The sequence below is a fragment of the Streptomyces dioscori genome (assembly GCF_003024195.1).
Classification (GTDB): Bacteria; Actinomycetota; Actinomycetes; order Streptomycetales; family Streptomycetaceae; genus Streptomyces; species Streptomyces dioscori.
The window spans coordinates 95,855-122,310 of record NZ_KZ679048.1 but is presented as its reverse complement, the minus strand read 5'-3'; the positions used below and the strand labels follow the sequence as shown (position 1 = coordinate 122,310).

Sequence of the window (26,456 nt, the reverse complement as noted above, 5' to 3'; positions counted from 1 at the left end):
GCGGGACATGACGGTGCTCGGGGTCGACATCGGTACGTCCAGCAGCAAGGGCGTCCTGGTGGACGAGGACGGAACGGTCCTCGCGACGGCCGTACGGCCGCACACGGTCGACCGGCCACGCCCCGGGCACGTCGAGATGGACGCACGGGTGTGGTGGGACGAGTTCGCCTCCCTCTCCCGGGAGTTGCTGAAGTCCTCGCCCGAGGGCACGTCCGTCACGGCGGCCGGTGTCAGCGGGATGGGCCCGTGCGTCGCGCTCGCCGACGCGGCGGACACCCCGCTGCGTCCGGCGATCCTGTACGGCGTCGACACCCGCGCCACCGAGCAGATCGCCCGCCTGGAGGCCGAGTTGGGCCGTGACGCCGTACTGCGGCGCTGCGGCTCCCTGCTGTCCACCCAGGCCGTGGGCCCCAAGATCGCCTGGCTGGCGGAGCACGAACCGGAGACGGTCGCGCGGGCCCGGCGGCTCTACATGCCCAGCTCGTACCTGGTGCGCCGGCTCACCGGGGCCTACACGCTCGACCACCACTCGGCGAGCCAGGCCGTCCCGCTGTACGACTCCGTCGCCCAGGAGTGGTACGCGCCATGGACGCGGCACATCGCACCGTGGCTGGAACTGCCCCGCCTGCTGTGGCCCGGTGACATCGCCGGGCGGATCACGGCCGAGGCCGCGGACGCCACCGGGCTCCCCGTCGGCATCCCGGTCGTCGCCGGGACCGTCGACGCCTGGTCGGAGGCGCTGAGTGTGGGGGCCCAACACACCGGCGACCTCATGCTGATGTACGGCAGCACTATGTTCCTGATCCACACACTGGCCGACCGTCTGCTGGTGCCCGAGCTGTGGAGCACGGTCGGGGCGCTGCCCGGCACGCGCAGCCTCGCGGGCGGTATGGCCACGTCCGGCGTGATCACGGACTGGCTGCGGGAGTTGTCCGGGGCGCCCGACCACGCGACCCTGCTCGCCGAGGCCGAGGAGTCCGGGCCGGGTGCGCGCGGGCTGCTGATGCTCCCGTACTTCGCGGGCGAGCGGACGCCGGTGGCCGATCCGTACGCACGCGGTGTGATCGCCGGGCTGACGGTGGAGCACACCCGCGGAGATCTCTACCGCGCCGCCCTGGAGGCCACGGCCTTCGGTGTCCGGCACAACGTCGAGGCGATGCGCGCGGCCGGAGCGGACGTCCGCCGGATCGTCGCCGTGGGCGGCGGGGTCCGCGGCGGCCTGTGGACCGGGATCGTCTCCTCGGTGACCGGACTGGAGCAGGAGGTCAGGAACGTGTCACTCGGCGCGAGCTACGGCGCCGCGTTCCTGGCCGCCGGCACGGTCTGCGACCCGCGCATCGACGCGTGGAACCCGGTACGCGAGCGGGTCTCCCCCGACCCGCTCCTGCGCGCCCGCTACGACGACTTGTACGCCCTGTATCTCGGGCTGTACCCGGCGACGCGCGACATCTCCCACGCACTGGCCGGACACCAACGGGACGCACACCCACGGGACACACACCAAGGAGACGTCCGCCAAGGGGACGCCCACGGGTGAGCTGAGCGTCCCGCACGGCAGCCGGGCCCCCTGCGACGGCCCGCTCAGTGGGCGGTGACCAGCCCCTGATGCGTGTCGCTCCCCGCCGCCCGCTTCGAGCTGCGCAGCGCGGCGATGCCGATGAAGACCATCGACGAAAGGCCCGCGATCGCGAAGGCGGTGAAGCCCCAGTCGCCGTTCCCGGCGGCGAGCAGCTGGCCGCCCAGCCAGGGCCCGAACACGGCGCCGAAGCGGCCCATGCCCGAGGTCCAGCCGACGGCGGTGGCGCGGCTGTCGGGGGTGGAGCGGATCGAGACGGTCGCGTAGATCATCACCTGGGCGCTGTTGAGGAACACCCCGGTGAGGAAGACGACCGCGAAGGTGACCGCCAGCGGCATGTGGACGCTGAGCAGGAAGACCCCGGCGGCGGTCAGCGCGAACCAGAGCGACGAGATACGCGGGGCGCCGAACCGGTCGGCGGCCCGGCCGGCGACCAGCATGCCGACGATGCCGCCGAGGTTGAAGAGGACGACGAAGGTCAGGGCCGAGCCCAGTTCGTACCCCTCGCCGCGCATCAGCGTGGGCAGCCAGGTGGCGACTCCGTAGACCAGCAGCAGGCCGCCGAAGGAGGCCAGCCAGTACAGCAGGGTCTGGGTCCACTCGCCGCCGCGGAACAGGTTCGCGAGGGCGTTCCAGCGGTCGCCCGCGGCCTTCTTGCCTGCCTCGGCGGGCAGTTCGACCTCGAAACGGCCGGCCAGTGCGCGGGCCTCCTCGGTGCGGCCCTTGGCGACGAGGAAGCTCAGCGACTCGGGAAGGAACTTCGCGAGCGCCGGGACGAAGAGCAGCGGGACCACACAGACCCAGAACGCGGCACGCCAGCCGAGAGGCTCCACGATCCACAGGGCCACATAGGCGGAGAGGATGCCGCCCGCGTGATGGGCGGTCATCAGCAGGCCGATGGTGAGGGCGGCGCGGGTGCGCGGGGCGTAGTCGGAGACCATGCTGATCGCGGTGGGCAACAGACCCCCGAGGCCGACACCGGCGAGCGTCCGGCCGAGGCCGAAGACCGCCACGCTGTTCGACAGGGCGCAGAGGCCGGAGGCCAGCGAGAAGAGCGTGACGCAGGCGACCATCAGCTTCTTGCGGCCCACCCGGTCGGCGATCGTCCCCGCGGTCAGCGCGCCGATCAGCATGCCGAAGGTGGCGTAGCTGCCGAGGTCGCCCGCCCGGTCCGGGGTGAGGCCGAGGGACTTCTCGGCCAGCATGTGCGGCAGTACGGAGCCGTAGATGAACATGTCGAGGCCGTCGAAGAGCACGGCCAGCCAGCACAGGCCCAGGACGAGGAGGGCCATTCTGCTGCCGCGTGCGGACAGGGCGAAGGAGGAAGAGGAGGGGGACATCGTTGTTCCTCTCGTCCAGGAGTCGGGTGCCTGGAGGGGATTCGGGAGGTGGGTCGCACGCGACTCGTGCGGCTGACCCCGTGGTGCGCTCGACGCTAGAAATCCCCTCCATGATTGTCAACGTTTTTGTCAACAATCACAGGAACCGGCGGCGTGGCAGCCTACGGAGCGGACACCGGCGGAGTGCCGTGCGTGTGGAAGGACTCGATGGTCTTCAGACCCCACGCCTGGCCCTTCTTGCGCTCGTTCTCCGTCCAGGTGACCAGCGGCCAATCGGGGGCCAGCACCAGGCGCGTGAGCGGGTTGCACAGTTCGATCCGGTTGCCGCCGGGCTCGTACACGTACAGGAAGAACGTCTGCTGGATGGCGTGCTTGTGCGGGCCCGTCTCAATGAACACACCGGTGTCCAGGGCGAGATCGGCGGCCCGCAGGATGTCCTCGCGGGTGTCCGTGGCGAACGCGATGTGGTGCAGGCGCCCAGTCGAGCCGGTCCAGTCCTCGGTGTAGACGACGTCGTACGACTTGCTGCTGAAGGTCAGCCACTGGGCGGCGATCCTGCCGTCGTCGAGCTGGATCTGCTCGGTGGGGCGGGCGCCGAGCACTTCGTGGACGAAGTCGCCGTTCGAACCGACGTCGGCGGCAAGGAAGTTGACGTGGTCCAGACGGCGTACGCCGACGCCGTGGCCGGGCTTGGCCTGCGGCTGGTTCTTCAGGCCCGGCTTCAGCCCGTCAGGCGCCCGGTACCACTCGCTCTCCCAGTAGAGGGCGATCTCGTGGCCGTCGGGGTCGGTGGTGACGTACAGCGGGCCGAGGCCCGGTTCGTCCTCGACCCAGCGGCCGGTGCGGCCGGCGCGCTCGGCCTCCTCGACCCGGCGCCGGAGCGCCTCCTCGCTGGAGGCGCGCAGCGCGGTGCGGCGGATGCCGGACGTGTCGTGCGCGGTCAGGACGAGGCTGTGGTGCTCGTAGTCGTCCCAGGTCCGCAGGTAGACCGAAGTCCCGTCCGCCGAGCGGCCGTTCTCGGTCAGGCCGAGGTACTGGGTGAAGAACCGGACACTGGCGTCCAGGTCGGGGGTGAGCAGTTCGACGTGCCCGAGGTGGGCGATGTCGCCGAGCGGCGGGGCCATGAGGACTCCTCAGGGGTGGTGTGCGGCTCAAGGGAGTTGCGCGGCGCAGAAGTGGAACGCGGCGCAGGGGTGATACGCGGCGTAGAGGCGGTGCACGGCTCAGAAGCGATGCGCGGCTCAGAAGTGGTGCGCGAGTCAGAGGCGGTGTGCGGCTCAGGCGGGCCTGGGGAAGACCGTGCCGTCGAAGATCTTGCGTGCGGTACGGACGACGGCGGTGCGCCGGGCGACCGGGAGGGCGTCGGCAGGGGCCTCCGCGAGGGCCGTCTCGATGTCGAGGAAGCCGGTGGGGTGCTCGATACGCATCCGGTCCCCGTGCTCCGGCACGCTCGCCACCCCCTCGCCGACCCCGCCCTCGATACGCAGCCCCGCGGCGACACTCGCCGCACCCAGGACCCCGATCGAGGTGTGGCAGCGCACGGGTATGAAGGTGCGCGTCATGACCGCGCCGCCGTCCGACGGGGGTGCGAGCAGGCTGAGTTTGGGCACGGTGGTGTCCTCCACATCACCCAGACCCATCAGTTTCCCGGCCGCCAGCCTGATCTCCCTTAGCCGTGCGGCGAGTTGACGGTCCGCCTCCAGCACGGCGGGCTCCTCGTAACCGGTGACGCCGAGCGAGGCGGCCGCGATCAGTACGGTCGGCATGCCGTTGTTCACGCAGGTCACCGGGGTGCCGGCGACGACGTCGCGCGCACGGCCGGTCGGCAGCAGTGGACCGGTCCCCGGCGGGAACTCGATGACCACCGGCGCGGCGGACCCCGGTACGCCGGAGATCTCGGCGGAGAACTCCGCCGAACCTGAGTAGTCGACACGCCCGCCCGGAGTGGGGAACTCCGCGACGGCGAGGTCCCCGGTGTTCAGCATGCGGATCCGTACGGAGGTGCGCTCGCCGTCCGTCGGGACCAGACCGCGCTCCACGGCGAAGGGGCCCACGCCGGCGAGGAGGTTGCCGCAGTTCTGACGGTCACTCACCTCGGGTTTTTCGACGCCGACTTGGAGGAACAGATAGTCGACGTCCGCCTCCGGGTCGGCGGACACGGAGACCACCGCGACCTTGCTGGTCAGGGGATGCGCACCGCCCAGGCCGTCGATCTGCCGCGGGTCGGGGCTGCCCATGATCCGCAGCAACAGGGCGTCGCGCGGGGCGGGTTCGACGGGCAGGTCCCCGGCAAGGAAGTAGGCGCCCTTGGAGGTGCCGCCACGCATGAGCATGCAGCGCACCTCGTCGGTACGGGCTGCCGCGGGCGCCTGCGGACGGGGACCGGCAGCGGCGTTCACGACCCGGCTCCGTCCCGCTCGCCGTCCCGCTCTCCATCCCGTTCGGCTGCGCGCTCCCGCTCGTACGCGTCGTACGACTGGTAGGAGACACCGAGGCGTACGAGGGTCTCGCGCAGGCCGTAGCGGTCGAGGCCGAGCTGGCCCTCCTGGAAGGCGGCGCGGGCCCCGGCCTCCTTGAGCTCGCGGGCCTCGGACGCCTCAGCCGTGCGGCGGGCCCGCTCCCGGGGTACGCACACCACGCCGTCGTCGTCGGCGATGATCACGTCGCCGGGCCGGATGACCTGGCCGCCGACGACCACCGGCACGTTGACGCTGCCGCCGGTCGCCTTGACCGTGCCCTGCGGGCTGACCGCGGCGGACCAGGCGGGGAAGCCCATCTCCCGCAGTTCCACGGTGTCCCGGACACCGGCGTCGATGACCAGACCGCGCACTCCGCGACGCTGCAGCGCGGTGGCGAACAGCTCGCCGAACATGCCGTCGGTGGAGGGCGAGGTGGTCGTGACGACCAGGATGTCGCCCTCGCCGCACTGCTCGACGGCCGCGTGGATCATGAGGTTGTCGCCGGGCCAGGAGAGCACCGTGACCGCGGTGCCCGCGACCCGGGTGTCCTGCTGGATCGGGCGCAGGTGGGTGCCGAGCAGGCCGGTGCGGCCCATCGCCTCGTGCACGGTGGCGACTCCGTAGGCGGCGAGCGCCTCGACGTCCTTCGCTTCCGCCTTCGGCGGGTCGGTGACGATCACACCGCTCATGCCAGCTCCCCTGTGACCTGCGGGTAGGGCCGCATGTACGCCTCGGCCATGGTCTTGTGTGCCAGACCCAGATTGGGTCCGGCGTTGCGCTTCAGCTGGACACCGCGGCGGACGGCGAGGTCCGTGTAGTAGTCCCACAGGTGCTGCTGGGCGGCGAGGCACTCCATCGCCTTGCGCTTGGTCTCCCAGACCTCGGAGATGTCGAGGAGGACCTGCGGCTTGAAACCGCACATCTCGGGCTGGTGCGGCTCGAAGAAGAACACCGGCGGAGCGCCGATGATCTCCCCCTCGGCCGGGTAGCCGATGGCCTGCGCGAGGACGCGCGCGTCCAGGGCCATGCGGGCGGCGGCCGGGTGGTCGCCGTTGTAGGGGTCGTCGAGCGGGTGGGTGAGCACGACGTCGGGCTGGGCCGCGCGGTAGACGCCCACCAGACGGTCGGTCAACTCCGGGGTGACGGTCAGGGGGTAGTCGCCGGCGTCGAAGAAAACGACCTCGGCGCCGAGCGCGGCGGCTGCCGCCTCCGCCTCGGCGCGGCGGATCCCCTTGATCTCCTCCAGGGACTTGCCCGCGCGCCACGCCTTCGCGGACTCGCCGCGCTCGCCGTAGGTCAGACAGGCGATGGTGACCTTCTCACCGCGGGCGGCGGCGAGGGCGATGGCTCCTCCCGCCCGCCACACGAAGTCCCCGGCATGAGCGGTGACGACGAGCGTCGACCGTGGGGGGTTGGGCGCGTTGCCGTGGGTCATACCTGCGATCTCCTTGCTGGACAGGCCGGTTGACCCACCCCGCGGCGTCATGCACGCGTTACGTCATTCACGCAGCGCGTCGATCACACCCGCGAGGTGGGAGCGGACGGCCTCCTCGGCCGCCTGCGGGTCCCTGGCCCTGATCGCGTCGATCATGGCCAGGTGCTCACTCAGGGATTTCTGGGGGCGCCCCGGGCGCAGCGCCAGCTGGAAACGGTGGCGTACCAGCTGGGCGTTGAGCCGTTCCAGGAGTCCCACGGCCACCTGTTGGCCGCTGAACTGCCTGATGTGGGCGTGCAGTTCGTGGTTGAGGTCGGAGTAGGTCACCGGTTCGCCGTCGGCGACTGCCTTGGACATCGCCTCGCCCAGGGCGGTCAGCTGGTCCAGCTGCTCGTCGGTGGCCTCGACGGCGGCCTTGCCCGCGCACAGTCCTTCCAGGACCATGCGGCACTCGGTGATGGCGACCGCTTCCTCCACGGTCACCACCCGGACGCGTGAGCCGCGGTTGCGGATGCGTTCGACCAGGCCTTCCGACTCCAGCTCGATCAGGGCTGCGCGGACACTGGCCCGGGTGACTCCGAACTGCTCGGCGAGCTCGTTCTCCACGAGGCGTTGGGCCGGGGCCATGTCGCCTTGCAGGATGGCTTGCCGCAGCTGCGCCAGCGCGTGCTGTCTGGCTTGCTCTCCGGTGCTCGGACGGGCTTCTTTCGGCATGTGTGCCCTCCCTGAGTGAGTGCGTGTCGAACCTAAATCTAGTCGAACAACATTGTCAACAATTTTGTTCGTGATCTAGTCACGCGCCTCTCCGGCAACGGGAAAAGGGCCCCGTTGCCGGGGCCCAGCACCTGCCTGCGGGTAGTCCGTCCCCTGCGACCCGGTGGGGGCGGATCGCGCAGTTCCCCGCGCCCCTAAAAACCACCAGCGCCAGAGGCGCCCCCTAAGGGGCGCGGGGAACTGCGCGACCAGCCACAACGAACCCGCACCCAACCACAACCAGTCGCCACACGGCGCCCCTCAGGGGCGCGGGGAACGGCGCGGGCACCCCCCACCCACCCGCACGCCACGACGGCCAGTCGCAACGCGGCGCTTCAGGGGCGCGGGGAACGGCGCAATCCTTTAGGTGAGCCACAACGAGCCCGCAGCCGACGACGGCCAGTCGTCACACAGGGAAACCCGGACTCCGCCGAACCCCCCGCCCCGCGTCCACCGCGAACACCTCGCACCCCGAGCGCCCCGCGGCCCACTCCACCCCCGCCGCCCCCATCGCGAACCCCGCCGTCGCCACCGCGTCCGCCTCCGTCAGCGTGGACGCGACCACGGTCAGGCTGAGCAGCCCGGTCGCCGGCAACCCCGTACGGCCGTCGAAGATGTGGTCGCCGCGCTCGTACCGCCCGGAGGTCGCCACCGCCCCGTCCGTGACCTCCACCACCGCGCAGACGCGATCGGCCCGCTCCGGATGCCGTATGCCGATCCGCCAGGGCCGGCCCCCCGCGACCACGTCACCGCCGGCGTTGAGGCAGAACGTGGTCACCCCGGAAGCCCGGAGCAGTTCCGCCCCACGCTGGACCGCCCAGCCCTTGACCATGGCGCACGGATCGAGCCCCCGGCCGGGCAGCCGCACCTGGAAGGCGCCGCCGCTCTCGATCCGGTACAGCTCGCACAGGCCGAGGACTTCGACCAGTTCCGGACTCAGCTCGTCGTCCGCCAGCTCGCCCCGGTCCAGCCGGGACACCTCGCTGTCGGGCAGGAAGGGGCTGAACCGCGCGTCGACCTCCCGCAGCCACGCGAACACCCGGTCCGCGGCGTCGACGGCGTCCCGGGCGGGGACACCGTCCTCGATCCGCAGGGAGATCGGCAGCCCCATGATGTGCTCGACCCGATGAACCAGGCCGGTCACGGCGGCTTCGACACTGGGTACGGTCACCGCCATCAGCCCCTCGCGTCGAGCGCCGCCTGCAGCGACTCGACGTACCCCTCGCTCGTGATGGTGGCCCCGGACACCGTGTCGACGTCGGCGCTCTGCGCCTCAAGCGTCGACGCGATCAGCTTCGGCACGGCCGCCTCGGTCTGCGGATGGTTCGGCTGCTGCAGCATCCGTACCGAACCGATGCTGTCGCCGTCAAAGGTGACCTCGACCTGGACGGTGCCCTTCTCGGTGTTCACCGCGGACCCCGGCACCACCTGGGACGCGGTGGCCGACGCGGACGGCGAGGAGGAGGCCGCCGCGGCGGACTTCGCCTGCGCGTCGATGGCCGCCTGCAGCGACTCCCGGTATCCGTCGCTGGTGATCGTCGCGCCGGACACCGTGTCGACGTCGGCGCTCTGCGCCTCAAGCGTCGACGCGATCAGCTTCGGCACGGCCGCCTCGGTCTGCGGATGGTTCGGCTGCTGCAGCATCCGTACCGAGCCGATGCTGTCGCCGTCGAAGGTCACCTCGACCTGGACGGGACCCTTCTCGGTGTTCACCGTCGTGCCCTTGACCACCTGGGACGAGCCGTCCCCGGAGGAGGACGCGGAGGGCGTCGAGGCGGGCGCCGAGGCCTCGGTGGTGGTCGTCGCGCCGTCCGAGGGGGCGTAGCGCCACACCGGGATCAGGCCCGCGACGCTCAGGACCAGGACAGGTATTGCTCGCTTCACGATGTCTCTCTCATCCTCATCCCGCTCACGATGTCTCTCAGCCCGCCAGGCTGAAGCGCTCGAAATGGATCTGCGGCTTGGGTACGCCCAGCTCGCGCAGGCTGCCGAGGACCGCGTTCATCATCGGCGGGGGCCCGCACAGGAACACGTCACGGTCGCCGATGTCCGGGACGAGCCGGGCCAGCTCGGCCGGGGCCAGCTTGTCGGGGCTGACAGGACCGGACACCAGGTGCAGTTCGGCGCCCTTGGCGTGGGCGAGTTCGCGCAGTTCCTCGTACAGGACCGCGTCCCGGTCGGAGCCCACCCGGTAGATGACCACGGCGTGCCCGTGCACTTCCTCCAGCAGGGCCCGGATCGGCGTGACACCGACGCCGCCGGCGATGAGTACGGCCTCGGGGCGGGTGCGGTGCATCGCGGTGAAGGCGCCGTACGGGCCCTCGGCGAAGACCCGCGTGCCCACCTTGAGGTGCCGCAGGGCGGCGGTGCCGTCACCGGCCGTCTTGGCGGTGAGCCGCAGCGAGCGGCCGTCGGGGGCCGCCGACAGGGAGAACGGGTTGGCCTGCCACCAGCGGTCCTTGGTGAGGAACCGCCACAGGAAGAACTGCCCGGCGCGGGCCGGCAGCCGGTCGAGGTCGCGTCCCGTGATGTGGACGGAGACGACGGTGTCGGACTCGGGCACCACGGCGGAGACCCGCAGCTGGTGGCGCGTGTTCCGCCACAGCGGCAGCACGACCCGGCCGAGGAGCACCGCGCCGAGGGCGACGCCCCACAGCACGTACCAGTACGTCGTGGCGGCGGACGACGCGGTGAACGTCGTACCGGCCGCGACCTGGTGCGTGAACGCCAGCACCACGGCGACGTACGTGTACAGGTGGATGAAGTGCCAGGTCTCGTACGCGAGCCTGCGGCGGGCGAAGCGGGCCGAGACCCCGCCGATCACGAGGATCAGGCCGAGCGCGACGATCGCGCGGAACACGCCCTCGACGGTCTGCCCGAGGTCCACGAGCTGGTTCACCGGGTCCATCGAGGACGACTGGGCGTAGCCGAAGGTGATGAAGACGGCGTGCCCGAGCAGGGTGAAGAGCAGGCCGAAGCCGACCCAGCGGTGCCAGGAGGTCAGCCGGTCCATGCCGATCCGGCGGTCGAACCACGGCAGCCGGGCGACCAGCAGCAGCTGGAAGGCCATCAGGAGCGCGCCGTACAGGCCGGCGAGTCTGCCCAGCACGATGAGGGCGTTCGAGGCGAAGCCTGCCTGGATGAAGAACACGGTCACCACGACCACGTTCAGGGCCAGCACGCCGTACAGGCCGGCGCGGGCCACCGTCTTGGGGCGCACCGCCGCGGTCGGCGGCGGAACGGTCGTCTGGACAGTCGTCACGGACGGCAACTCCTTGATCGGGTCCTCGGACCCCTGATCAGGGTCCTGGATCCCTCATTCGGGTCCTGGGACTCCGAGCCTGCCTCGCCAACCCTGTCGTTTTCCTGTCGATGAACTTTCAAGTGTTTATCGATCCGGTCCCGGAGCGCCCTCGCCCATGACGCATTCGGCCACGTGAAGCACTATGGGCACGTGGAAAAAGTACGACTTCTCGTCGTGGACGACGACCCGCCCATCGCCGACCTGGTCGCGACGGTCGCCCGCTACGAGGGCTGGGAGGCGGTCACCGCGAACTCCGGTGAGGAGGCGCTGCACCGCGCCGCCGAGTTCCATCCGGACATCGTGGTGCTCGACCTGATGCTGCCGGGGCTCGACGGCTTCGCCGTCCTGGACCGGCTGCGCCTGTCGGGGACGATGGTCCCGGTGGTCTTCCTGACCGCCCGGGACGGTGTGGCGGACCGGGTCGCGGGCCTCACCCGGGGCGGTGACGACTACCTCGTCAAACCGTTCGCGGTGGAGGAACTCATGGCCCGGCTGCGGACCGTGCTGCGCCGCAGCGCGGGACCCGCCTTCCAGCGGTCCGTGCTGGCGGTGGCGGACCTGACGATGGACGAGGACACCCGCGAGGTGCGCCGCGGCGAGCGGCTGCTGACACTCACCCCGACCGAGTACGAGGTGCTGCGCTATCTGATGCGCAAGTCGCCGACGGTACTCACCAAGGCCCAGATCCTCGACCACGTCTGGGAGTACGGCTTCGGGGGCCGCTCGAACGTGGTGGAGCTGGTCATCAGCCGGCTGCGCCGCAAACTCGACGGCGACCCCGACACGACGACCGGCGACGACAAGGACGACGAGCCGCAGCTGATCCACACCGTACGGGGCGTCGGATACGTCGTCCGGCAGGTCGCCGAGTGATCGGCAGGCTCCGCGACACCTACCGCAGGCTCCGCCTCGGCACCCGGCTCGCGCTCGGCATGGGCGTGCTCTCGCTGGTCGTCTTCGCCGTGGTCGGCACGGCGCTGTCGACGTACATGCGGGACTATCTGGAACGCCAGCTCAACGACCAGATGAAGCTCGTCCAGACCACCCAGTCCAAGGACGCCCAGGCGCACGGCACGGTGGAGCGCCGGCCCTACTACGGCTGGTACACCGCGGTGTACGACGTCTCGGGCGACTCCGCCGTGCTCCGCAAACCCAGTGACGTACCGAAGGACACCGTCGAGCTCACCTCCTTCGCCGAGTCGCTGGCCGAGGCGGGGGCGACGGAGATGTCCCACACCACACGCATCGAGGACGAGGGCGCGTACCGGCTGCGTGCCTGCAAGATCGGCCAGGGCGTCGTGCTGGTCACCGCGGCGCCGCTGGAGGACATCGAGGACACCATGGACCAGCTCGTCACGGTCCAGGTCGTCGCGTTCGCCCTCGCGCTGCTCGGCCTCGTGGTGTTCGGGCGCGCGGTGCTGCGCCGCGGTCTGCAGCCGCTCAGCGACATGGCGCACACCGCCCGCGGCATCACCTCGCACGACTTCACCGACTCGGCCCGGCTGCCGGTGCGCGCCGACCGCGGCAACGGCGGCCCGGAGGTCGAGGAGCTGCGCACCGCGTTCAACACCATGCTGGAGCACATCGACGACTCCCTCGCCGTCCGCACGGAGGCCGAGCAGCGACTGCGCCGCTTCGTCGCGGACGCCTCGCACGAGCTGCGTACGCCCCTGATGTCGGTACGCGGTTACGCGGACCTCTTCCAGTACGCGGCGGCCAACGAGCCCGGCGAGCGGGACAAGCACCTGGCCAGGCTGCGCGCCGAGGCCGCCCGGATGGGTGTGCTCCTCGACGATCTGCTGCTGCTCGCCCGCCTGGACGCCGCGGAGGTGGAAGCGCCGCTGCGGCTGGAGGACGCCGACCTCGCGGAGCTGGTGCGGCAGGCCGCGGACGCCTTCCGGGCCACCCACGCGGACCGTCCGCTGACCGTGACGACCGCGTCCGGCCCGGTGCGGCTGCGGCTCGACGTCCTGCGTATCCGGCAGGTCCTCGACAACCTCCTCACCAACGCCGCCGTGCACACCCCCGCCGGCACCGAGGTCGCCGTGGAGGTGTCCGTCTCGTCCGGGGCGGCCGTCGTGCGGGTCACCGACTCCGGGCCCGGCATCCCGGCCGCCGACCAGGAGCGCGTCTTCGACCGCTTCTTCCGGATCGACAAGGCCCGCAGCCGGGACCGTGGCGGCAGCGGCCTGGGCCTCGCGGTGGCCCGCTCCCTGGTCCGGGCCCACGGCGGCACCATCGACGTACGGAGCCGGCCGGGGACGACGACGTTCACGCTGACGATCCCGCTGGTCCGCGACACCCCCTGAGGGCGGTGCCGTGCCCCTGCCACCGGCCTCCGACTCATCGGCAACTCCCCTTCCCCTATGGGCCGTTGACGCCTCCTGGCCCTACGCTCTCCCCCGGCTGCCCGGTCGCGTTCACGGGAACCGGAGGGCACTGCCCCGGCATCGGTAGGTGTACGAGGTGCGGGCTTCAGGGCGTGGGCATGGGGGTGGGGATGTGGCACGGGCGAGGCGACTGCGGGTGTGCGGAATTCTTACGGCGGTGAACCCCTTACTCGTCGGCTCCTTACTCGTCGGCTCCGTGCTCGTCGCCGGGTGCACCGCCGGGAACGACGGCCACGACGGCCACGGCGACGGGCCGGGGACACGGTCCTCCGCGACCGAGCGCGCGGAGGAGGGCGGGCAGGGCGACGGCTCCCCCGAGGCCGGGACGGACGCCCCGGCCGCCGCCTCCGGATCGTCGCTCGAAACGCTGACCGACCCGGCCAAGTACCCCACCACGGCCGCCCAGGGGCAGGCCGTCATCGGTCGGCTGATCCCCGACGCGGCCCTGTTCGGTGCGGACGTGCGGCCGGCCGTGCCCTACGAGGCCGCCCCCGGGCACTGGTCGCACCTCACGGAGAACTGCGCGTGGCAGCTTGAGAAGACGCCCGGGGACGTGCTGGCCACGCGGACCCGCTACTTCTGGCTGCCCGCCGAGAAGAACGGCGGCAAGGGGGCGGTACGGCTGTCCACGACGATCACCGTGCACCGCACCGCCCTGGACGCCGCGTGGGAGCAGGCCCGGATGCTGGAGGAGGCGCTCGGCTGCCGGGAACAGGTCCTGCGGCCGGGCGAGCGGCTGACGAACCTCTACTCGTACGCGTTCGGGCAGGGCGAGGGCGGCAACGCCGACCTCGACGACTCCCTGCTGGAGACCGGTGAGTGCCGCAGCGAGACCCGCGGCGGACCGTACCCGTACTTCTGGCGGCAGGCCGCGCTCGGTCCCGTGGTGATGTCGGCGTCCGCGTGCGGCGGCGAAGGACGCACCACGGACGAGGTCCAGACGCTCGTCCGCGACTCGCTGGTACGGGTGGTGGTGCGGACCGAGAAGGAGATCGGGCGCGACAAAGCACCTGATGAAGGGCCTGGTGCAGGGCCTGATACGGGATCTGGCACGGAGCCCGGTACGCCGGAGCCCGGTACGAAGGGTGGTTCGTGATGGAGCGGTTGGTGACCTCCGACACCTCGCACCTGGCCGGGTACCGGCTGCTGGGACGGCTGGGCGCGGGCGGCATGGGCGTCGTCTACCTGGCCCGCGCCACCGGCGGGGACCTCGCCGCGGTGAAGGTGATCCAGCCCGAGTACGCCGAGGAGCCCGACTTCCGGGCGCGCTTCCGCCGGGAGGCGGCCTCCGCGCGGCAGGTGGACAGCCCCTGGGTGGTGCCGGTGCTGGGCGCCGACGTCGAGGCCGAAGCGCCCTGGCTGGCCACGGCGTTCGTACCGGGCCCCTCGCTGGCCGAGGCGGTCGCCCTGTGCGGGCCCCTGCCGGTCAGGGCGGCACGGGTGCTGGGCAAGGTCCTGGCGCGGGCGCTGGGGGCGGTGCACCGCGCGGGGCTGGTGCACCGGGACGTCAAACCGGGCAACATCCTGCTGGCCCCCGACGGGCCGCGCCTGATCGACTTCGGTATCGCGCGCCCCACCGCGGCCGACGCGACCGAGCTGACCTCGGAGCTGATGGTCGTCGGCACCCCCGGCTTCCTCTCCCCCGAGCAGGCGCGGGCCCAGCCGGTCACGCCCGCGAGCGACGTGTTCGCCCTGGGCTGCGTACTGGCGTACGCGACCACGGGCCGGCTGCCGTTCGGCGGCGGCGCGGTGGACGCCGTCCTGTACCGCACGGTGCACGACCGGCCCGCGCTGGACGGCGTCGAGGACACCGCGCTGCGGGACCTGCTGGAGCGCTGCCTCGCCAAGGACCCGTCGGCACGGCCCTCGGCCGACGAGATCGACACCCTCCTTCCGGAGGACGCTCCTCCGAGGGCCGTCGACTGGCTGCCGGACCCGGTGGTGCGGATGGTGGTCGACCGGTCCGCGGAGATGCTGGCCCTGCCCGGCATCGAGCCGACCGAGGTTCCCCCGTCCGCCTCCGACGCACCCCCGGCTCGAACCACCGCCGACCGCGCGGCGCCCGCGCGGCGGCGGATCCTGCTGGCCGGCGGTGCCGCTCTGCTGGCCGCCGGCGGTGGCACCGCGGCCTGGGCGGCGCTGCGCGAGGACGGCGGGTCCGCGGCGGGCAGCGGCACACGCCCCTGGGTCCTCGGCCTGCACGCGGACCTCAGCGGGCCGCGGAAAGCGGCCGGGCGGGCCCAGGAGCGGGGCGTGCGGCTGGCCGTCGAGGAGTACCGGGCCCGCCGCAAGAGACCGTTCCCGCTCGAACTGGACGTCGTCGACGACCGCGGCCGGAGTGCGGACTCCCTGCGCGGCGCCCAGCGGCTGACCGGTGACCGCGATGTTCTCGCCGTCATCGGACCCACCGGCGCGGAGTCCGTCACCGCCGCGCTGGAGGTGTACGAGGGAGCGGGGCTGCCCCTGCTCAGCGTCTCCGAGCTGTCGTTCAGCGCCGCCCAGGACGTCCTGCTGGCCCCGGCCCGCTGCTACTTCCGTACCGCGCCGCTCGCCGCGTACACCGCCTACGCCACCATCCCGGAACTGCGTGCCCAAGGGGTACGCCGTCCGGGCCTGCTGGCCGACCGGGCGGGCCGCGTCCCGGGCTGGGAACTGGTCACGGCCGCCCGGAACGCCGCCGACACCGTGCGCAGCGATCTGTACATCCGTGCCGTACCGGCCACCGCGACGGATCCCGGGGCCGTGGTCGCCGACATGCTCGACCACGGGGTGGACGGCGTGTTCTACACGGGCACCGCCGAACGCGCGGGCTCGGTGGCGCGGGCCCTGGCGCGACGGGGCTTCACGGGGCCGCGCTTCCTCGATCCGTCCTCGGCGACGGCAGCCTTCACCGCCGCGGCACAGGAGAAGGCGGACGGCTGGCAGGCTCTGGCCCCGTACATCTCCCCGAAGGCTGCCCCCGTCCGGGACTTCGCCGCCGCGCACCGGCGCCGCTACGGCAGCGCTCCGGAAGTCTGGGCGGCCGAGGCCTACGACACCGCACGCCTCGTCATCGACCGGCTCACGGCACTGGCCGCGGGAGGCTCCCGGCCGAGCCGCGCCCAGCTCACCGCGGCCCTCACCCGGGCGCGGTTCAAGGGCATGCTCACCACCTACTCCTTCGACAAGGAACTGCAGCTGAAGGCAGTCGGCGTCCACCGCTACCGGGCCGAGGGCGGGCGGTTCGTCTACGCCGGTACCGCCGGCCTGGCCGGCTGAACGCGGGAACCGGCCGATGCGGGCACTCACCGCGCAGGACCCCGACACCCTGGGCGGGCACCGGCTGCTGGCCCGGCTCGGCTCCGGCGGCATGGGCACGGTGTATCTGGCGCGGAGCCCCGCCGGGGCCCTCGTGGCGGTGAAGGTGATCCGCGCCGAACACGCGGCCGACCCCGCCTTCCGTGCCCGCTTCCGCAGGGAGGTGCGGCTGGCCTCGGGGCTCGAAGGGCGCTGGGTGGTGCCGGTGACCGCTGCCGACGCCGACGCACAGGCACCCTGGCTGGCCACCGCGTTCGTACCCGGCCCCTCCCTCGCCGAAGCCGTCGACGCGCACGGCGCCCTGCCTCCCTCCACCGTGCTCACCCTGGGCGCCCGCCTGGCGCAGGCGCTGAGCGGGATCCAGGCTGCCGGTCTGGTGCACCGGGACGTCAAGCCCGGCAACATCCTGCTCGCCCTCGACGGGCCGCGGCTGATCGACTTCGGCATCGCCTCCGGCGCGCTCGCCACCGCGCTGACCGCGCCGGACGCGGTGATCGGCACGCCCGGCTATCTCTCCCCCGAGCAGACCCGGGCGCATGGCGGCGGCGACGGCGACCCGGCGGGTCCGGCGAGCGACGTGTTCTCGCTGGGCTGTGTGCTGGCCTACGCCACGACCGCACGCCGTCCGTTCGGCACCGGCGACGCGGCGTCCGTCCTGTACCGGACCGTGCACGAACAGCCCGACCTCGCGGGCCTCGGACAACTCCCGCCTCCGGTGGGCGAAGCGGTCGCACGCTGTCTGGCCAAGGACGCGGGGCGCCGGCCGACCGCCGCGGAACTGCGCGACGTGCTCGTCGCCCACGGCGGCGACATCGGCGACGGCGTCGGCATAGGCATAGGCATAGGCATAGGCGGTGATATGAGCGGCGGCGGCACCGGGAGCCCGCGCGACTGGCTGCCGCCCGTGGTGCTGCGGCTGGTGGCCGAGCGGTCCGCCCGCGCCCTGGATCCGCCGCCCCGCCGGAGCGGCCCGGACCCCGCGTCCGCGTCCGCCTCCGCCCCGACCTCCGACAGGGCGTCCGGCGGACCCTTCGGGCCCTCCCGTCGCCGCCTCCTCGGCGTCTCCGCCGGGGTAGTCGCGGCCGTCGGCGGCACCGGTGTCGGCGCCGTCTGGCTGACGCGCCGTACGCGGGCGACCGGCGGCGCGCCCCGCGCCCGGCCGACCCGCACCCTCGCGCTGCACGCCGCCCTGACCGGCGGGCAGCGGGCGACCGGCACGGCGCACGAGCGCGGAGCACGGCTCGCCGTCGCGGCCCACAACGCCCGTGCCGACGCCCCCTTCCGCCTCGCGCTCAGGACCGTCGACGACGGCGGGGTGCCGGACAGGGCCCGGGACGCGGCCCGCGCGGTCGCCGCCGACCCCGCGGTCCTCGCGGTGATCGGCCCGACGACCGAGGCGACCGCACGGGCCGCGTCTTCGGCGTACGCCGCCGCGGCCCTGCCCGTGGTGGTGGTGTCGGTCGACATCGACGCCGCCGGGCTGTCCACGACCGACCTGCGCACGCTGTGCGCGACCCGGCCGCCCGGTACCTACCGGCATCTGCCGATCCTCGACTATCTGCACCGGGTGCACCCCGTCACGCGTACCGCGGTCATCGAGGACCTGCGGGCGGACGACACGGTGGCGGGACTCGTGCGCGACCTGCTCGAAGTCCCGCCCCGCCGCGAGCAGGGGGGCACGGCCACCCGGCACACCGTCGCCGCGGGCACCGCGGAGTTCGGCCCCGTCGTCGCCGCCGCGCTGGCCGCCCGGCCGGGGGCGATCGTGTACGCGGGCACCTCGCCCGGCCGGGGCGCTGCCTGCGCCCGTGCCCTGGCGGACGCCGGATTCACCGGTCCGCGGGCGACGATCGAGCCCGTGATGCGGCCAGCCTTCCTCACCGGGGCGGGCGGGGCGGCGGAGGGCTGGCTGTTCGAGGCGCCGTACACGCGGGCGCAGTCGGCGAAGTCCCGGACCGCCGTTCAGTTCACCGCGGCGCACCGCGAGCGCTACGGCACGGATCCGGCGCCGTGGGCCGCCGAGACCTACGACGCGGTGGGACTGCTGAGCCGTGCGCTGACGGATCTGGGGAGCGGTGGCGATGTCACACCGGGGCGGGTCGCCGACCGGTTGTTCCGGCTCAGCTATGACGGGATCGCCAAGCGGATCCGGTTCCGTGATGGGGCGGGGCATCAGCTCGTGGGTGAGAAGGCCGGGTTTCTCTACCGGGTGGAGGGTGGTGGGTTCCGCTATCTGGGTCGGCATGACCAGGTGGTGGTGGCGGCGGACGGGAGTTGAAGCGGTTCCCGCCGGGTGGGTTCGGTCGTCCATCGGCTGCGGGAGCGTGGGGGCTGGTCGCGCCGTTCCCCGCGCCCCTAACGGGCGGGGACCGCGGGCTTCGTTCTCGGGTGCGGGAACGTGGGGGCTCGTCGCGCCGTTCCCCGCGCCCCTTACGGGCGGGGACCGCGGGCTTCGTTCTCGGGTGCGGGGCCGTGGGGGTCGGCCGCGCCGTTCCCCGTGCCCCTTACGGGCGGGGGCCGCGGGGGTCAGGTTGTTCGGTAGAGGGCTGTGAGTAGTTCTGTTACCGCCGGGGCCGTCGGGTGGGGGTCGTCTCGCCACCAGGCCAGGCGGACCGCGATCGGTTCGGCGTCCCGGACCGGTCGGTAGACGATCCCCGGGCGCGGGTACTGGTGCGCGGTCGACTCCGCGGTCATCCCCACGCACCGGCCCGTGGAGATCGTCGTCAGCCAGTCGTCGATGTCGTGGGACTCCCTGGTCTCCGGACGGGCGTCCGGTGGCCACAGTTCCGTCGTGGTGGTCCCGGTCCGCCGGTCGACCAGCAGGACGCGTCCGGCGAGGTCGGCCAGCCGGACCGAACGGCGCCGGGCCAGCGGGTCGTCGGACGCCATGGCGCACAGCCGCCGTTCCAGGCCGACGATGACCGAGTCGAAGCGGCGTTCGTCCAACGGCCGCCGTACGACGCTCAGTTCGCAGGTGCCCTCGGCCAGTCCGGCGGTCGCGGAGTTGGCGCGGACCAGTTCCAGTTCGGTGGCGGGGTGGGCGGTCGCCCAGGCGCGCTGGAAGGCCAGCGTATGGCGGCCCAGCGCCGACCAGGCGTAGCCGATCCGCAGCGAGGCCTGGCCCGAGGCGGCCTCCCGGACCAGGCCCTCCACCTCGCCGAGCACCCGGCGGGCGTGCGCCACGACGCGCAGGCCCGTCGCCGTCGGGGTCACTTCCCTGGAGGTACGCCTCAGCAGCCGCACCTCCAGGGCCCGTTCGAGCGAGGCCAGGGTGCGGGACACCGCCGCCTGGGAGACACCGAGGGCGATGGCCGCGTCGGTGAAGCCGCCCTCGTCGACGATCGCGACGAGACAGCGCAACTGCCGTAGTTCCACATCCATGACTCAAGCGTATAGATGGATCCGAGGATGCATTTTGCGCATGCCCGCGACCGGCGCAGCATCGGAGCATGCACGCAGCCTCCGCGACTTCGCCGGCGTCCGCGCCCGCCCCGGCGACCGCTCAGCACGCGCCCGCGGCGCCCATGACTCCGGTGCCTGAGGGCAGGCGCGCGGCGGCCCTGCTCACCCTGCTCGGCAGCGGTCTGTCCAACCAGACCGGTGCGGCGATCGGCTCGCTGGCCTTCCCGGTCCTCGGCCCGCTCGGGGTCGTCGCGGTACGCCAGTACGTGGCCGCGCTCGCCCTGTTCGCGGTCGCCAGGCCCCCGCTGCGCTCGTTCACCAGGGCCCAGTGGTGGCCGGTCCTGCTGCTGGCCCTGGTGTTCGGGACGATGAACCTGTCCCTGTACACCGCCATCGACCGCATCGGGCTCGGGCTTGCGGTGACCCTGGAGTTCCTCGGCCCGCTCGCCATCGCGCTGTCCGCCGCGCGCCGGCGGATCGACGCCTGCTGCGCGCTGGTCGCCGCGGCGGGTGTCGTCACCCTGATGCGCCCCCAGCCGTCGGCGGACTATCTCGGCATGGGTCTCGGGCTGCTCGCCGCGGTCTGCTGGGCCTCTTACATCCTGCTCAACCGCACGGTCGGCCGCCGCGTGCCCGGGGCGCAGGGGTCCGCCGCCGCGGCGGCCGTCTCCGCGGTGATGTTCCTGCCGGTCGGCGTCGTCCTCGCGGTCCGGAACCCGCCGACCCCCACGGCTCTGGGGTACGCCGTCGCGGCGGGCGTGCTCGCCTCGGCGGTGCCGTACCTGGCGGACATGTTCACCCTGCGCCGCGTCCCCGCCGCGGCGTTCGGCCTCTTCATGAGTGTCAATCCGGTACTGGCCGGGCTGGTCGGCTGGATTGTCCTGGGCCAGAACCTGGGCCCCGTGGAGTGGGCCGCCGTCGGCGCGGTCGTGGCCGCCAACGCGCTCAGCATCCTCACCGCGCGACGCTGAGGCGGGCGGCCACGAACCCACTCCAGTGCGTCACTCGGCGTAGAACGTCGCGTCCGCCCTCGCCGTCGTCGTGTCGGCGGGCTGCGTGACGAGCAGGTACTCGTAGTGCCGGAGGTAGCTGCCCGCCACGTTGTACGACTCGAAGGAGACGCCCGCCGCGTCGGCCAGCCCGGCCCGCCGGTAGAAGCTCGCGTCGCCCTTGAAGGCCGTACTCCCGTCGTTCCTGTCCACCCACACCTCGCCGTTGCTGCGGTGGCGGAGGTAGTGGCCGGGGAAGTTCGCCGATTCGAGGGAGACGGTGCCCGTGCCGGCGAGGCCCGTCACCACCCGGAACTGCGAGTCGGCGAGGTTGGTGACGTTCGGCTCGATCTTCGCCCGGTACTCCCAGTGCCGGATGAACCGGTCGGGGAAGTTGTACGAGGAGAAGCGGACCGGGGTGACACCGTCGGCCACCGGGATGCCGAAGTTGGGTGTGCCGTCGGCGTTCCAGTACAGCTTCTGGTAACGGGTGCGCCGGTTGGGGTCGTTGAGCGGGTCGCCGCTGATGTCCTTGTAGTTGCGGTCGTGGTAGACGAGGACGTCGGACCTGCCGTCCTCGGACGTGGTGAAGGTGTTGTGGCCAGGACCGTACTGGCCGGTGGCCGTGTTGCTGGTGAAGACCGGGGTGGGCGTCTTGGCCCATGATGCCGCGTTCATCAGGTCGGCGGAGGCGGAGGCGGTCAGCAGGCCGAGGCAGTAGTTGCTGTCGGTGGCGCTCGCCGAGAAGGTCATGAAGACCTTGCCGTTCCGCTGGATGACCGCGGGGCCCTCGTTGACGGTGTGGCCGACCTTCTCCCAGGCGTTGGTGGGCCGGGAGATCATGACCGGACTGCCGCTGATGGTCCAGGGGTTGGACAGCCTGGCCAGATAGATGTTGGTGCCGTCGCCGACCGCCGGGTCGTTCTGCGCCCAGCTCAGATAGCGGGTGCTGCCGACGGTGAAGGTCGTCGCGTCCAGCGAGAAGGTGTCGAGCGGGAGGGCGATCCGGCCCTTCTCGGTCCAGGTCCCGGTCAGCGGGTTGGCGCCGCTGGTCTCCAGGACGTACGGCCGGATCTTCCAGATGTCGCTGGTGGACCCGGCGGCGAAGTAGACGTACCACTTGCCGCCGATGTAGTGGATCTCCGGCGCCCAGATGTGCGCGCCCATGTCACCACTGGCGTGCTTGGTCCAGATCGTCGTCTCGGCGGCCGTGGACAGCCCCTGGAGGGTGGTGGCCCGCCGCATAACGATCCGGTCGTACGCGGGCACGGTCGCGGTGAAGTAGTAGTAGCCGTCGGTGTGTTTGAAGATGTGCGGGTCGGCGCGCTGTTCGGCGACGGGGTTGGTGTAGGTGACGGCGGGCGAGGCGGGGGTGGCGGCCTCGGCGGTACCGGAGGCCAGAGCGGCCAGGATGACGAACAGGGCCGCCATCGTCCTTGCGAACGTACGTCTCACGGTGTTCCTCCCGGATGGGTCCACTCACAACGATTCCGACAAGCGGGGTCTCGCCCCCGCCGCCCCTGCCCGTTCCCGTCCACGCATGAGGGCTTCGCCCCCCAGACCCCCGGATTTCGGCTGCGGGTCCGGTGGGGGTTGCTCGCGCAGTTCCCCGCGCCCCCAGGCACCTGGGGGCGCGGGGAACTGCGCAAAAGGGGGCGAGGGGGCGCAGCCCCCATGCAGGGACGGGAACGGGCAGGGGCGGCGGGGGCGAAAAAAGCCCCCTACGTCTTACGGCGGGCCGTCATCGTCCGTTGGATCAGGATGAACGCACACAGCAGCACACCCGTAGCGATCTTCGTCCACCACGAACTCAACGTGCCCTCGAACTGGATCAAACTCTTGATCAGCCCCAGCACCAGCACACCGAACAACGTGCCCACCACATACCCCGACCCCCCGGTCAACAGCGTCCCGCCGATGACGACCGCGGCGATCGCGTCGAGCTCAAGCCCGGTCGCGTGCAACGGGTCACCGGACTGGATGTACAGCGTGAACAACAGCCCCGCCAACGCGGAGCAGAACCCGCTCATCGTGTACACCGCGATCTTCGTCCCGCCCTGCGGCAGCCCCATCAGCAGCGCCGACTGCTCGTTGCCGCCGATGGCGTACACCCGGCGGCCGAAGCGCGTGTAGTGCAGGACGTAGAAGGCCGCGGCCAGTACCACCAGCGAGACGATCGCCCCGATCGACAGGAACCCGCCGCCCACGGACACCTGCGCCTGGGCCATGCTGCTCACCGAGGAGTCGGTGATGGAGATCGACTCCTTGCTGATGACCAGGCACAGGCCCCGGAAGAGGAACAGTCCCGCCAGGGTCACGATGAACGGCTGGATCTCGAAGTTCTGGATCACATAGCCCATGAGGTAGCCGCCGAAGGCCCCGACGCCCAGGGCGATGGGGATGACGATCACCAGCGGCAGGCCCTGCTTCTCCACCAGCCACGCCGTGAGCATGGTGGTGAAGCCGATGACCGAGCCGACCGAGAGGTCGATGCCACCGGAGAGGATCACGAAGGTGGCACCGACGGCCGCGACCAGGAGGTAGCTGTTGTCGATGAACAGGTTCAGGAACACCTGCGTCTCGGCGAACCCGTAGTTCTGGTACCGGCTGAGGCCGATGGCGTACATCACGAGGAAGAGACCGGCCGTCACGAGGACGGGCAGGCGGCGGTCGGCGAGGACACGTGCCGCCCTGCTCGGTGTGCCGTTGGACGGCGCCTTGGGCTGCTGGGTGGTCGTGGTCATCACGACACCTCCATGGTGCGTACGGTCTCGGGCGTCGCCGCGGTGTCCGCCGGGGTCGCCGTCGACCGGTCGCCCCGCTTCCCGCCGAAGCGTCCGCCGAGGCGTCCGCCGCCGAACACCTTGGCGCGGAACTTCGGGGACTGCATCAGGCAGACGATGATGACGACGGCGGCCTTGAAGACAAGGTTGGTCTGGGTGGGCACGCCGATGGTGTAGATCGTGGTGGTGAGCGTCTGGATGACGAGCGCGCCGACGACCGTGCCGCCGATGGAGAACCGGCCGCCCAGCAGCGACGTACCGCCGATGACCACGGCGAGGATGGCGTCCAGCTCGATCCACAGACCGGCGTTGTTGCCGTCCGCGGCCGAGGTGTTGGAACTGATCATCAGGCCCGCGATGCCGGCGCACAGCGCGCAGAACACGTACACCATGATCTTGATGCGGCGGGAGCGGATGCCGACCAGGCGGCTGGCTTCGGCGTTGCCGCCGACCGACTCGACGAGCAGGCCGAGGGCCGTGCGGCGGGTCAGTGCCACGGTGACGGCGACCACGGCGGCCACCACGAAGATGGAGAAGGGCAGCGTCAGCCAGTAACCGCCGCCGATCAGCTTGTACGGCTCGCTGTTGACGGTGATGATCTGGCCGTCGGTGATGAGCTGGGCGACACCGCGGCCGGCGACCATGATGATCAGCGTGGCGATGATCGGCTGGATGCCCATCCTGGCGACCAGGAAGCCGTTCCAGAGACCGCAGACGACCGCGGCCACCAGGCCGATGCCCATCGCGAGGAGCACTCCGGAGAGCGCGTCCTGGTCGGCCTGGTCACTGATGTACGAACAGGTCAGCGCGCCGGTGATGGCGACGACGGCGCCGACGGACAGGTCGATGCCGCCGGTGGCGATGACCAGGGTCATGCCGACGGCGACCAGGATGAGGGGCGAGCCGAAGAGCACGATCGACACGAGGCTGCCGTAGAGGTGGCCGTCCGTCATCTTGATCGAGAAGAAGTCCGGCGTGAACGGGACGTTGACGAGCAGCAGGACGACCAGCACGGCGACCGGCCAGAACAGATGATGGCGGGTCAGCGTCCGCCATCGGGGTGTGGTGGTCACTGGTGCTCTCCGCTCGCGATGGTCTCCAGGATCCGGGTGGGGGTGATCTCGGGCCCGTTGGCCAGCTGGGCCACGAGCTTGCGGTCGCGCAGCACGCCGATGGTGTGGCTGAGCCGCAGGACCTCCTCCAGCTCGGCCGCGATGTACAGCACGGCCATGCCCTCCTCGGAGAGCGAGACCACCAGTTTCTGGATCTCGGCCTTCGCGCCGATGTCGATGCCGCGCGTCGGCTCGTCCAGGATCAGCAGCTTCGGCCGGGTGATCAGCCAGCGGGCGAGGAGCACCTTCTGCTGGTTGCCGCCGCTGAGTTGGCCGACCCTGGCCTCGGGGTTGGCCGGCCGGATGTCCAGGGCCTTGATGTACTTGGCGACGAGTTCGTCCCGCTGGGCGACCGGGATGGGCCGGGTCCAGCCGCGGGTGGCCTGCAGGGCGAGGATGATGTTCTCCCGCACGGTCAGGTCCGGTACGAGGCCTTCGGTCTTGCGGTTCTCCGAGCAGAAGGCGACACCGGCGGCGATGGCGTCGTTCGGGGCGCTCATCGAGACCTGCTTGCCGCCGATGGTCACCTTGCCGGTGTCCGGCTGATCGGCGCCGAAGAGCAGCCGGGCCAGTTCGGTGCGGCCGGAGCCGAGCAGTCCGGCGAGTCCGATGACCTCGCCCTTCTTGATCTCCAGGTCGAAGGGGGCGATACCGCCGGTCCGGCCGACGCCGTCGGCCTTGAGCAGCGACTCCCCGACATCCGCGTGGAGTTGGTGGTCGTGCAGTTCCTCCAGCTGGTCCAGGGCCTTGCCGATCATCAGCTGGACGAGGCCGACCTGGTCGAGGTCGCGGACCATGTGCTCGCCCACGAGGGTCCCGTTGCGCAGGACCGTCATCCGGTCGCAGACCTCGTAGATCTGGTCCAGGAAGTGCGAGACGAACAGGATCGCGACGCCCTCGCCCTTCAACCGCCGCATCAGGGCGAAGAGTTCGAGCACCTCGTCGCGGTCGAGGCTGGAGGTCGGCTCGTCGAGGATCAGCACCTTGGTGCCCGCGCCCTGGCCGTCGGCGTCTCCGGTGCCCACCGACCGTACGATCGCGACCAGTTGCTGCACGGCCAGCGGGTACGAGGACAGCGGGGCCTCGACGTCGATGTCGAGGCCGAGCCGGTCGACCAGTTCGGCGGCCTCGCGGCGCAGCCTCTTCCACTGGATGCGGCCGAAGCGGGTGGGTTCACGTCCGATGAAGATGTTCTCCGCCACCGACAGGTTGGGGCAGAGGTTGACCTCCTGGTAGACCGTGCTGATCCCGGCCTGCTGGGCCTGCGAGGGGCTGTGGAACCGTACGGACGTGCCGTTCAGCGTGACGGTGCCGCCGTCCAGGGAGTAGACCCCGGTCAGCACCTTGATGAGGGTGGACTTGCCGGCGCCGTTCTCGCCGAGCAGGGCGTGGATCTCGCCGGGGAAGAGCCGGAAGTCGACACCCGACAGAGCCCGTACCCCCGGAAACTCTTTGACTATGCCCGTCATCTCCAGGACGGGCAGCGGCTCTGCCATGGCAGCGCTCCTCATGGATATTCGTTTCGGACCGATGGTCGTTCAGGCCCGGATGTTCGTTCAGGCCCGCAGGGAGCCCCCTTGGACGGAGGCTCCCTGGCGGTAGGTGCGGTCGGTCGG

The 26,456-nt window shown here is 71.7% G+C and carries 21 protein-coding genes; 7 read left to right on the top strand and 14 right to left on the bottom strand.

What is annotated here, in order from left to right; genetic code table 11:
* Positions 1-7 precede the first annotated feature (7 nt).
* Positions 8-1,537: an FGGY-family carbohydrate kinase gene (locus C6Y14_RS26410; RefSeq protein WP_107019328.1), complete on the top strand. Its 1,530-nt coding sequence runs from the start codon at positions 8-10 to the stop codon at positions 1,535-1,537.
* A gap of 44 nt (positions 1,538-1,581) precedes the next feature.
* Here the strand turns inward: C6Y14_RS26410 and C6Y14_RS26405 are convergent, their stop codons facing one another.
* From C6Y14_RS26405 to C6Y14_RS26365, 9 genes are all read right to left on the bottom strand, one after another.
* Complete coding sequence (locus C6Y14_RS26405) at positions 1,582-2,916, bottom strand: MFS transporter (RefSeq protein WP_225891288.1); 1,335 nt, start codon at positions 2,914-2,916, stop codon at positions 1,582-1,584.
* Positions 2,917-3,077: 161 nt separating this feature from the next.
* The gene (locus C6Y14_RS26400; RefSeq protein WP_107019327.1) at positions 3,078-4,040 is read right to left on the bottom strand and encodes a catechol 2,3-dioxygenase; all 963 of its coding nucleotides are present in this window, start codon (positions 4,038-4,040) and stop codon (positions 3,078-3,080) included.
* A gap of 153 nt (positions 4,041-4,193) precedes the next feature.
* Positions 4,194-5,249, bottom strand: a complete 1,056-nt coding sequence (locus C6Y14_RS26395) for a 4-oxalomesaconate tautomerase (protein ID WP_107019546.1) — start codon at positions 5,247-5,249, stop codon at positions 4,194-4,196.
* Between the two features lie 62 nt (positions 5,250-5,311).
* Positions 5,312-6,064, bottom strand: coding sequence for a 4-carboxy-4-hydroxy-2-oxoadipate aldolase/oxaloacetate decarboxylase (locus tag C6Y14_RS26390; RefSeq protein WP_107019326.1), 753 nt, complete (start codon positions 6,062-6,064; stop codon positions 5,312-5,314).
* Entirely contained in the window at positions 6,061-6,810 is a 750-nt protein-coding gene (locus C6Y14_RS26385) for a PIG-L deacetylase family protein (protein ID WP_107019325.1), read from the bottom strand. Before C6Y14_RS26385 ends, C6Y14_RS26390 begins: the two co-directional genes overlap by 4 nt.
* 63 nt (positions 6,811-6,873) lie before the next feature.
* Complete coding sequence (locus C6Y14_RS26380; RefSeq protein WP_107019324.1) at positions 6,874-7,524, bottom strand: GntR family transcriptional regulator; 651 nt, start codon at positions 7,522-7,524, stop codon at positions 6,874-6,876.
* A 445-nt stretch (positions 7,525-7,969) separates the two neighbouring features.
* On the bottom strand, positions 7,970-8,674 hold the full coding sequence (locus C6Y14_RS26375; RefSeq protein ID WP_225891320.1) for an FAD:protein FMN transferase: 705 nt from the start codon (positions 8,672-8,674) through the stop codon (positions 7,970-7,972).
* A gap of 65 nt (positions 8,675-8,739) precedes the next feature.
* Positions 8,740-9,447 (bottom strand): FMN-binding protein, encoded by a 708-nt coding sequence (locus tag C6Y14_RS26370; protein WP_107019322.1) that lies wholly within the window; start codon positions 9,445-9,447, stop codon positions 8,740-8,742.
* Between the two features lie 37 nt (positions 9,448-9,484).
* Positions 9,485-10,825 carry a ferredoxin reductase family protein gene (locus C6Y14_RS26365; RefSeq protein ID WP_107019321.1) on the bottom strand — a complete coding sequence of 447 codons (1,341 nt, stop codon included), beginning with the start codon at positions 10,823-10,825 and terminating at the stop codon, positions 9,485-9,487.
* Positions 10,826-11,017: 192 nt separating this feature from the next.
* Between C6Y14_RS26365 and C6Y14_RS26360 the strand changes: the two genes are divergently transcribed.
* From C6Y14_RS26360 to C6Y14_RS26340, 5 genes are all read left to right on the top strand, one after another.
* Positions 11,018-11,740, top strand: coding sequence for a response regulator transcription factor (locus tag C6Y14_RS26360; RefSeq protein WP_107019320.1), 723 nt, complete (start codon positions 11,018-11,020; stop codon positions 11,738-11,740).
* Positions 11,737-13,176, top strand: coding sequence for a sensor histidine kinase (locus C6Y14_RS26355; RefSeq protein ID WP_107019319.1), 1,440 nt, complete (start codon positions 11,737-11,739; stop codon positions 13,174-13,176). The genes C6Y14_RS26360 and C6Y14_RS26355 overlap by 4 nt, the downstream gene beginning before the upstream one ends.
* Positions 13,177-13,414: 238 nt before the next feature.
* Entirely contained in the window at positions 13,415-14,353 is a 939-nt protein-coding gene (locus tag C6Y14_RS26350; RefSeq protein WP_159074316.1) for a hypothetical protein, read from the top strand.
* Positions 14,353-16,515 carry a bifunctional serine/threonine-protein kinase/ABC transporter substrate-binding protein gene (locus C6Y14_RS26345; RefSeq protein WP_107019317.1) on the top strand — a complete coding sequence of 721 codons (2,163 nt, stop codon included), beginning with the start codon at positions 14,353-14,355 and terminating at the stop codon, positions 16,513-16,515. The genes C6Y14_RS26350 and C6Y14_RS26345 overlap by 1 nt, the downstream gene beginning before the upstream one ends.
* Before the next feature lie 16 nt (positions 16,516-16,531).
* Positions 16,532-18,832 (top strand): bifunctional serine/threonine-protein kinase/ABC transporter substrate-binding protein, encoded by a 2,301-nt coding sequence (locus C6Y14_RS26340; protein ID WP_107019316.1) that lies wholly within the window; start codon positions 16,532-16,534, stop codon positions 18,830-18,832.
* Between the two features lie 248 nt (positions 18,833-19,080).
* Here C6Y14_RS26340 and C6Y14_RS26335 read toward each other — a convergent pair whose 3' ends face one another.
* Positions 19,081-19,935: a LysR family transcriptional regulator gene (locus C6Y14_RS26335; RefSeq protein ID WP_107019315.1), complete on the bottom strand. Its 855-nt coding sequence runs from the start codon at positions 19,933-19,935 to the stop codon at positions 19,081-19,083.
* A gap of 68 nt (positions 19,936-20,003) precedes the next feature.
* Here C6Y14_RS26335 and C6Y14_RS26330 point away from each other — a divergent pair, with 68 nt between their 5' ends.
* Entirely contained in the window at positions 20,004-20,927 is a 924-nt protein-coding gene (locus C6Y14_RS26330) for an EamA family transporter (RefSeq protein ID WP_107019314.1), read from the top strand.
* A 30-nt stretch (positions 20,928-20,957) separates the two neighbouring features.
* On the opposite strand, the gene C6Y14_RS26325 is transcribed toward C6Y14_RS26330, so the two are convergent.
* The 4 genes from C6Y14_RS26325 to C6Y14_RS26310 form a co-directional block, all read right to left on the bottom strand.
* On the bottom strand, positions 20,958-22,376 hold the full coding sequence (locus C6Y14_RS26325; protein WP_107019313.1) for a family 43 glycosylhydrolase: 1,419 nt from the start codon (positions 22,374-22,376) through the stop codon (positions 20,958-20,960).
* Positions 22,377-22,666: 290 nt separating this feature from the next.
* The gene (gene yjfF, locus C6Y14_RS26320; RefSeq protein ID WP_107019312.1) at positions 22,667-23,689 is read right to left on the bottom strand and encodes a galactofuranose ABC transporter, permease protein YjfF; all 1,023 of its coding nucleotides are present in this window, start codon (positions 23,687-23,689) and stop codon (positions 22,667-22,669) included.
* Complete coding sequence (locus tag C6Y14_RS26315) at positions 23,689-24,801, bottom strand: ABC transporter permease (protein ID WP_107019311.1); 1,113 nt, start codon at positions 24,799-24,801, stop codon at positions 23,689-23,691. The genes yjfF and C6Y14_RS26315 overlap by 1 nt, the downstream gene beginning before the upstream one ends.
* Entirely contained in the window at positions 24,798-26,336 is a 1,539-nt protein-coding gene (locus tag C6Y14_RS26310) for a sugar ABC transporter ATP-binding protein (RefSeq protein ID WP_107019310.1), read from the bottom strand. Before C6Y14_RS26310 ends, C6Y14_RS26315 begins: the two co-directional genes overlap by 4 nt.
* Positions 26,337-26,456 lie beyond the last annotated feature (120 nt).

Excerpts from the sequence above, each read along its gene's own strand:
- C6Y14_RS26410 (WP_107019328.1), top strand. The coding sequence starts at position 8 with ATGACGGTGCTCGGGGTCGACATCGGTACGTCCAGCAGCAAGGGCGTC.
- C6Y14_RS26405 (WP_225891288.1), bottom strand. The coding sequence starts at position 2,916 with ATGTCCCCCTCCTCTTCCTCCTTCGCCCTGTCCGCACGCGGCAGCAGA.
- C6Y14_RS26400 (WP_107019327.1), bottom strand. The coding sequence starts at position 4,040 with ATGGCCCCGCCGCTCGGCGACATCGCCCACCTCGGGCACGTCGAACTG.
- C6Y14_RS26395 (WP_107019546.1), bottom strand. The coding sequence starts at position 5,249 with ATGCTCATGCGTGGCGGCACCTCCAAGGGCGCCTACTTCCTTGCCGGG.
- C6Y14_RS26390 (WP_107019326.1), bottom strand. The coding sequence starts at position 6,064 with ATGAGCGGTGTGATCGTCACCGACCCGCCGAAGGCGGAAGCGAAGGAC.
- C6Y14_RS26385 (WP_107019325.1), bottom strand. The coding sequence starts at position 6,810 with ATGACCCACGGCAACGCGCCCAACCCCCCACGGTCGACGCTCGTCGTC.
- C6Y14_RS26380 (WP_107019324.1), bottom strand. The coding sequence starts at position 7,524 with ATGCCGAAAGAAGCCCGTCCGAGCACCGGAGAGCAAGCCAGACAGCAC.
- C6Y14_RS26375 (WP_225891320.1), bottom strand. The coding sequence starts at position 8,674 with ATGGGGCTGCCGATCTCCCTGCGGATCGAGGACGGTGTCCCCGCCCGG.
- C6Y14_RS26345 (WP_107019317.1), top strand. The coding sequence starts at position 14,353 with ATGGAGCGGTTGGTGACCTCCGACACCTCGCACCTGGCCGGGTACCGG.
- C6Y14_RS26340 (WP_107019316.1), top strand. The coding sequence starts at position 16,532 with ATGCGGGCACTCACCGCGCAGGACCCCGACACCCTGGGCGGGCACCGG.
- C6Y14_RS26335 (WP_107019315.1), bottom strand. The coding sequence starts at position 19,935 with ATGGATGTGGAACTACGGCAGTTGCGCTGTCTCGTCGCGATCGTCGAC.
- C6Y14_RS26330 (WP_107019314.1), top strand. The coding sequence starts at position 20,004 with ATGCACGCAGCCTCCGCGACTTCGCCGGCGTCCGCGCCCGCCCCGGCG.
- C6Y14_RS26325 (WP_107019313.1), bottom strand. The coding sequence starts at position 22,376 with ATGGCGGCCCTGTTCGTCATCCTGGCCGCTCTGGCCTCCGGTACCGCC.
- yjfF (WP_107019312.1), bottom strand. The coding sequence starts at position 23,689 with ATGACCACGACCACCCAGCAGCCCAAGGCGCCGTCCAACGGCACACCG.
- C6Y14_RS26310 (WP_107019310.1), bottom strand. The coding sequence starts at position 26,336 with ATGGCAGAGCCGCTGCCCGTCCTGGAGATGACGGGCATAGTCAAAGAG.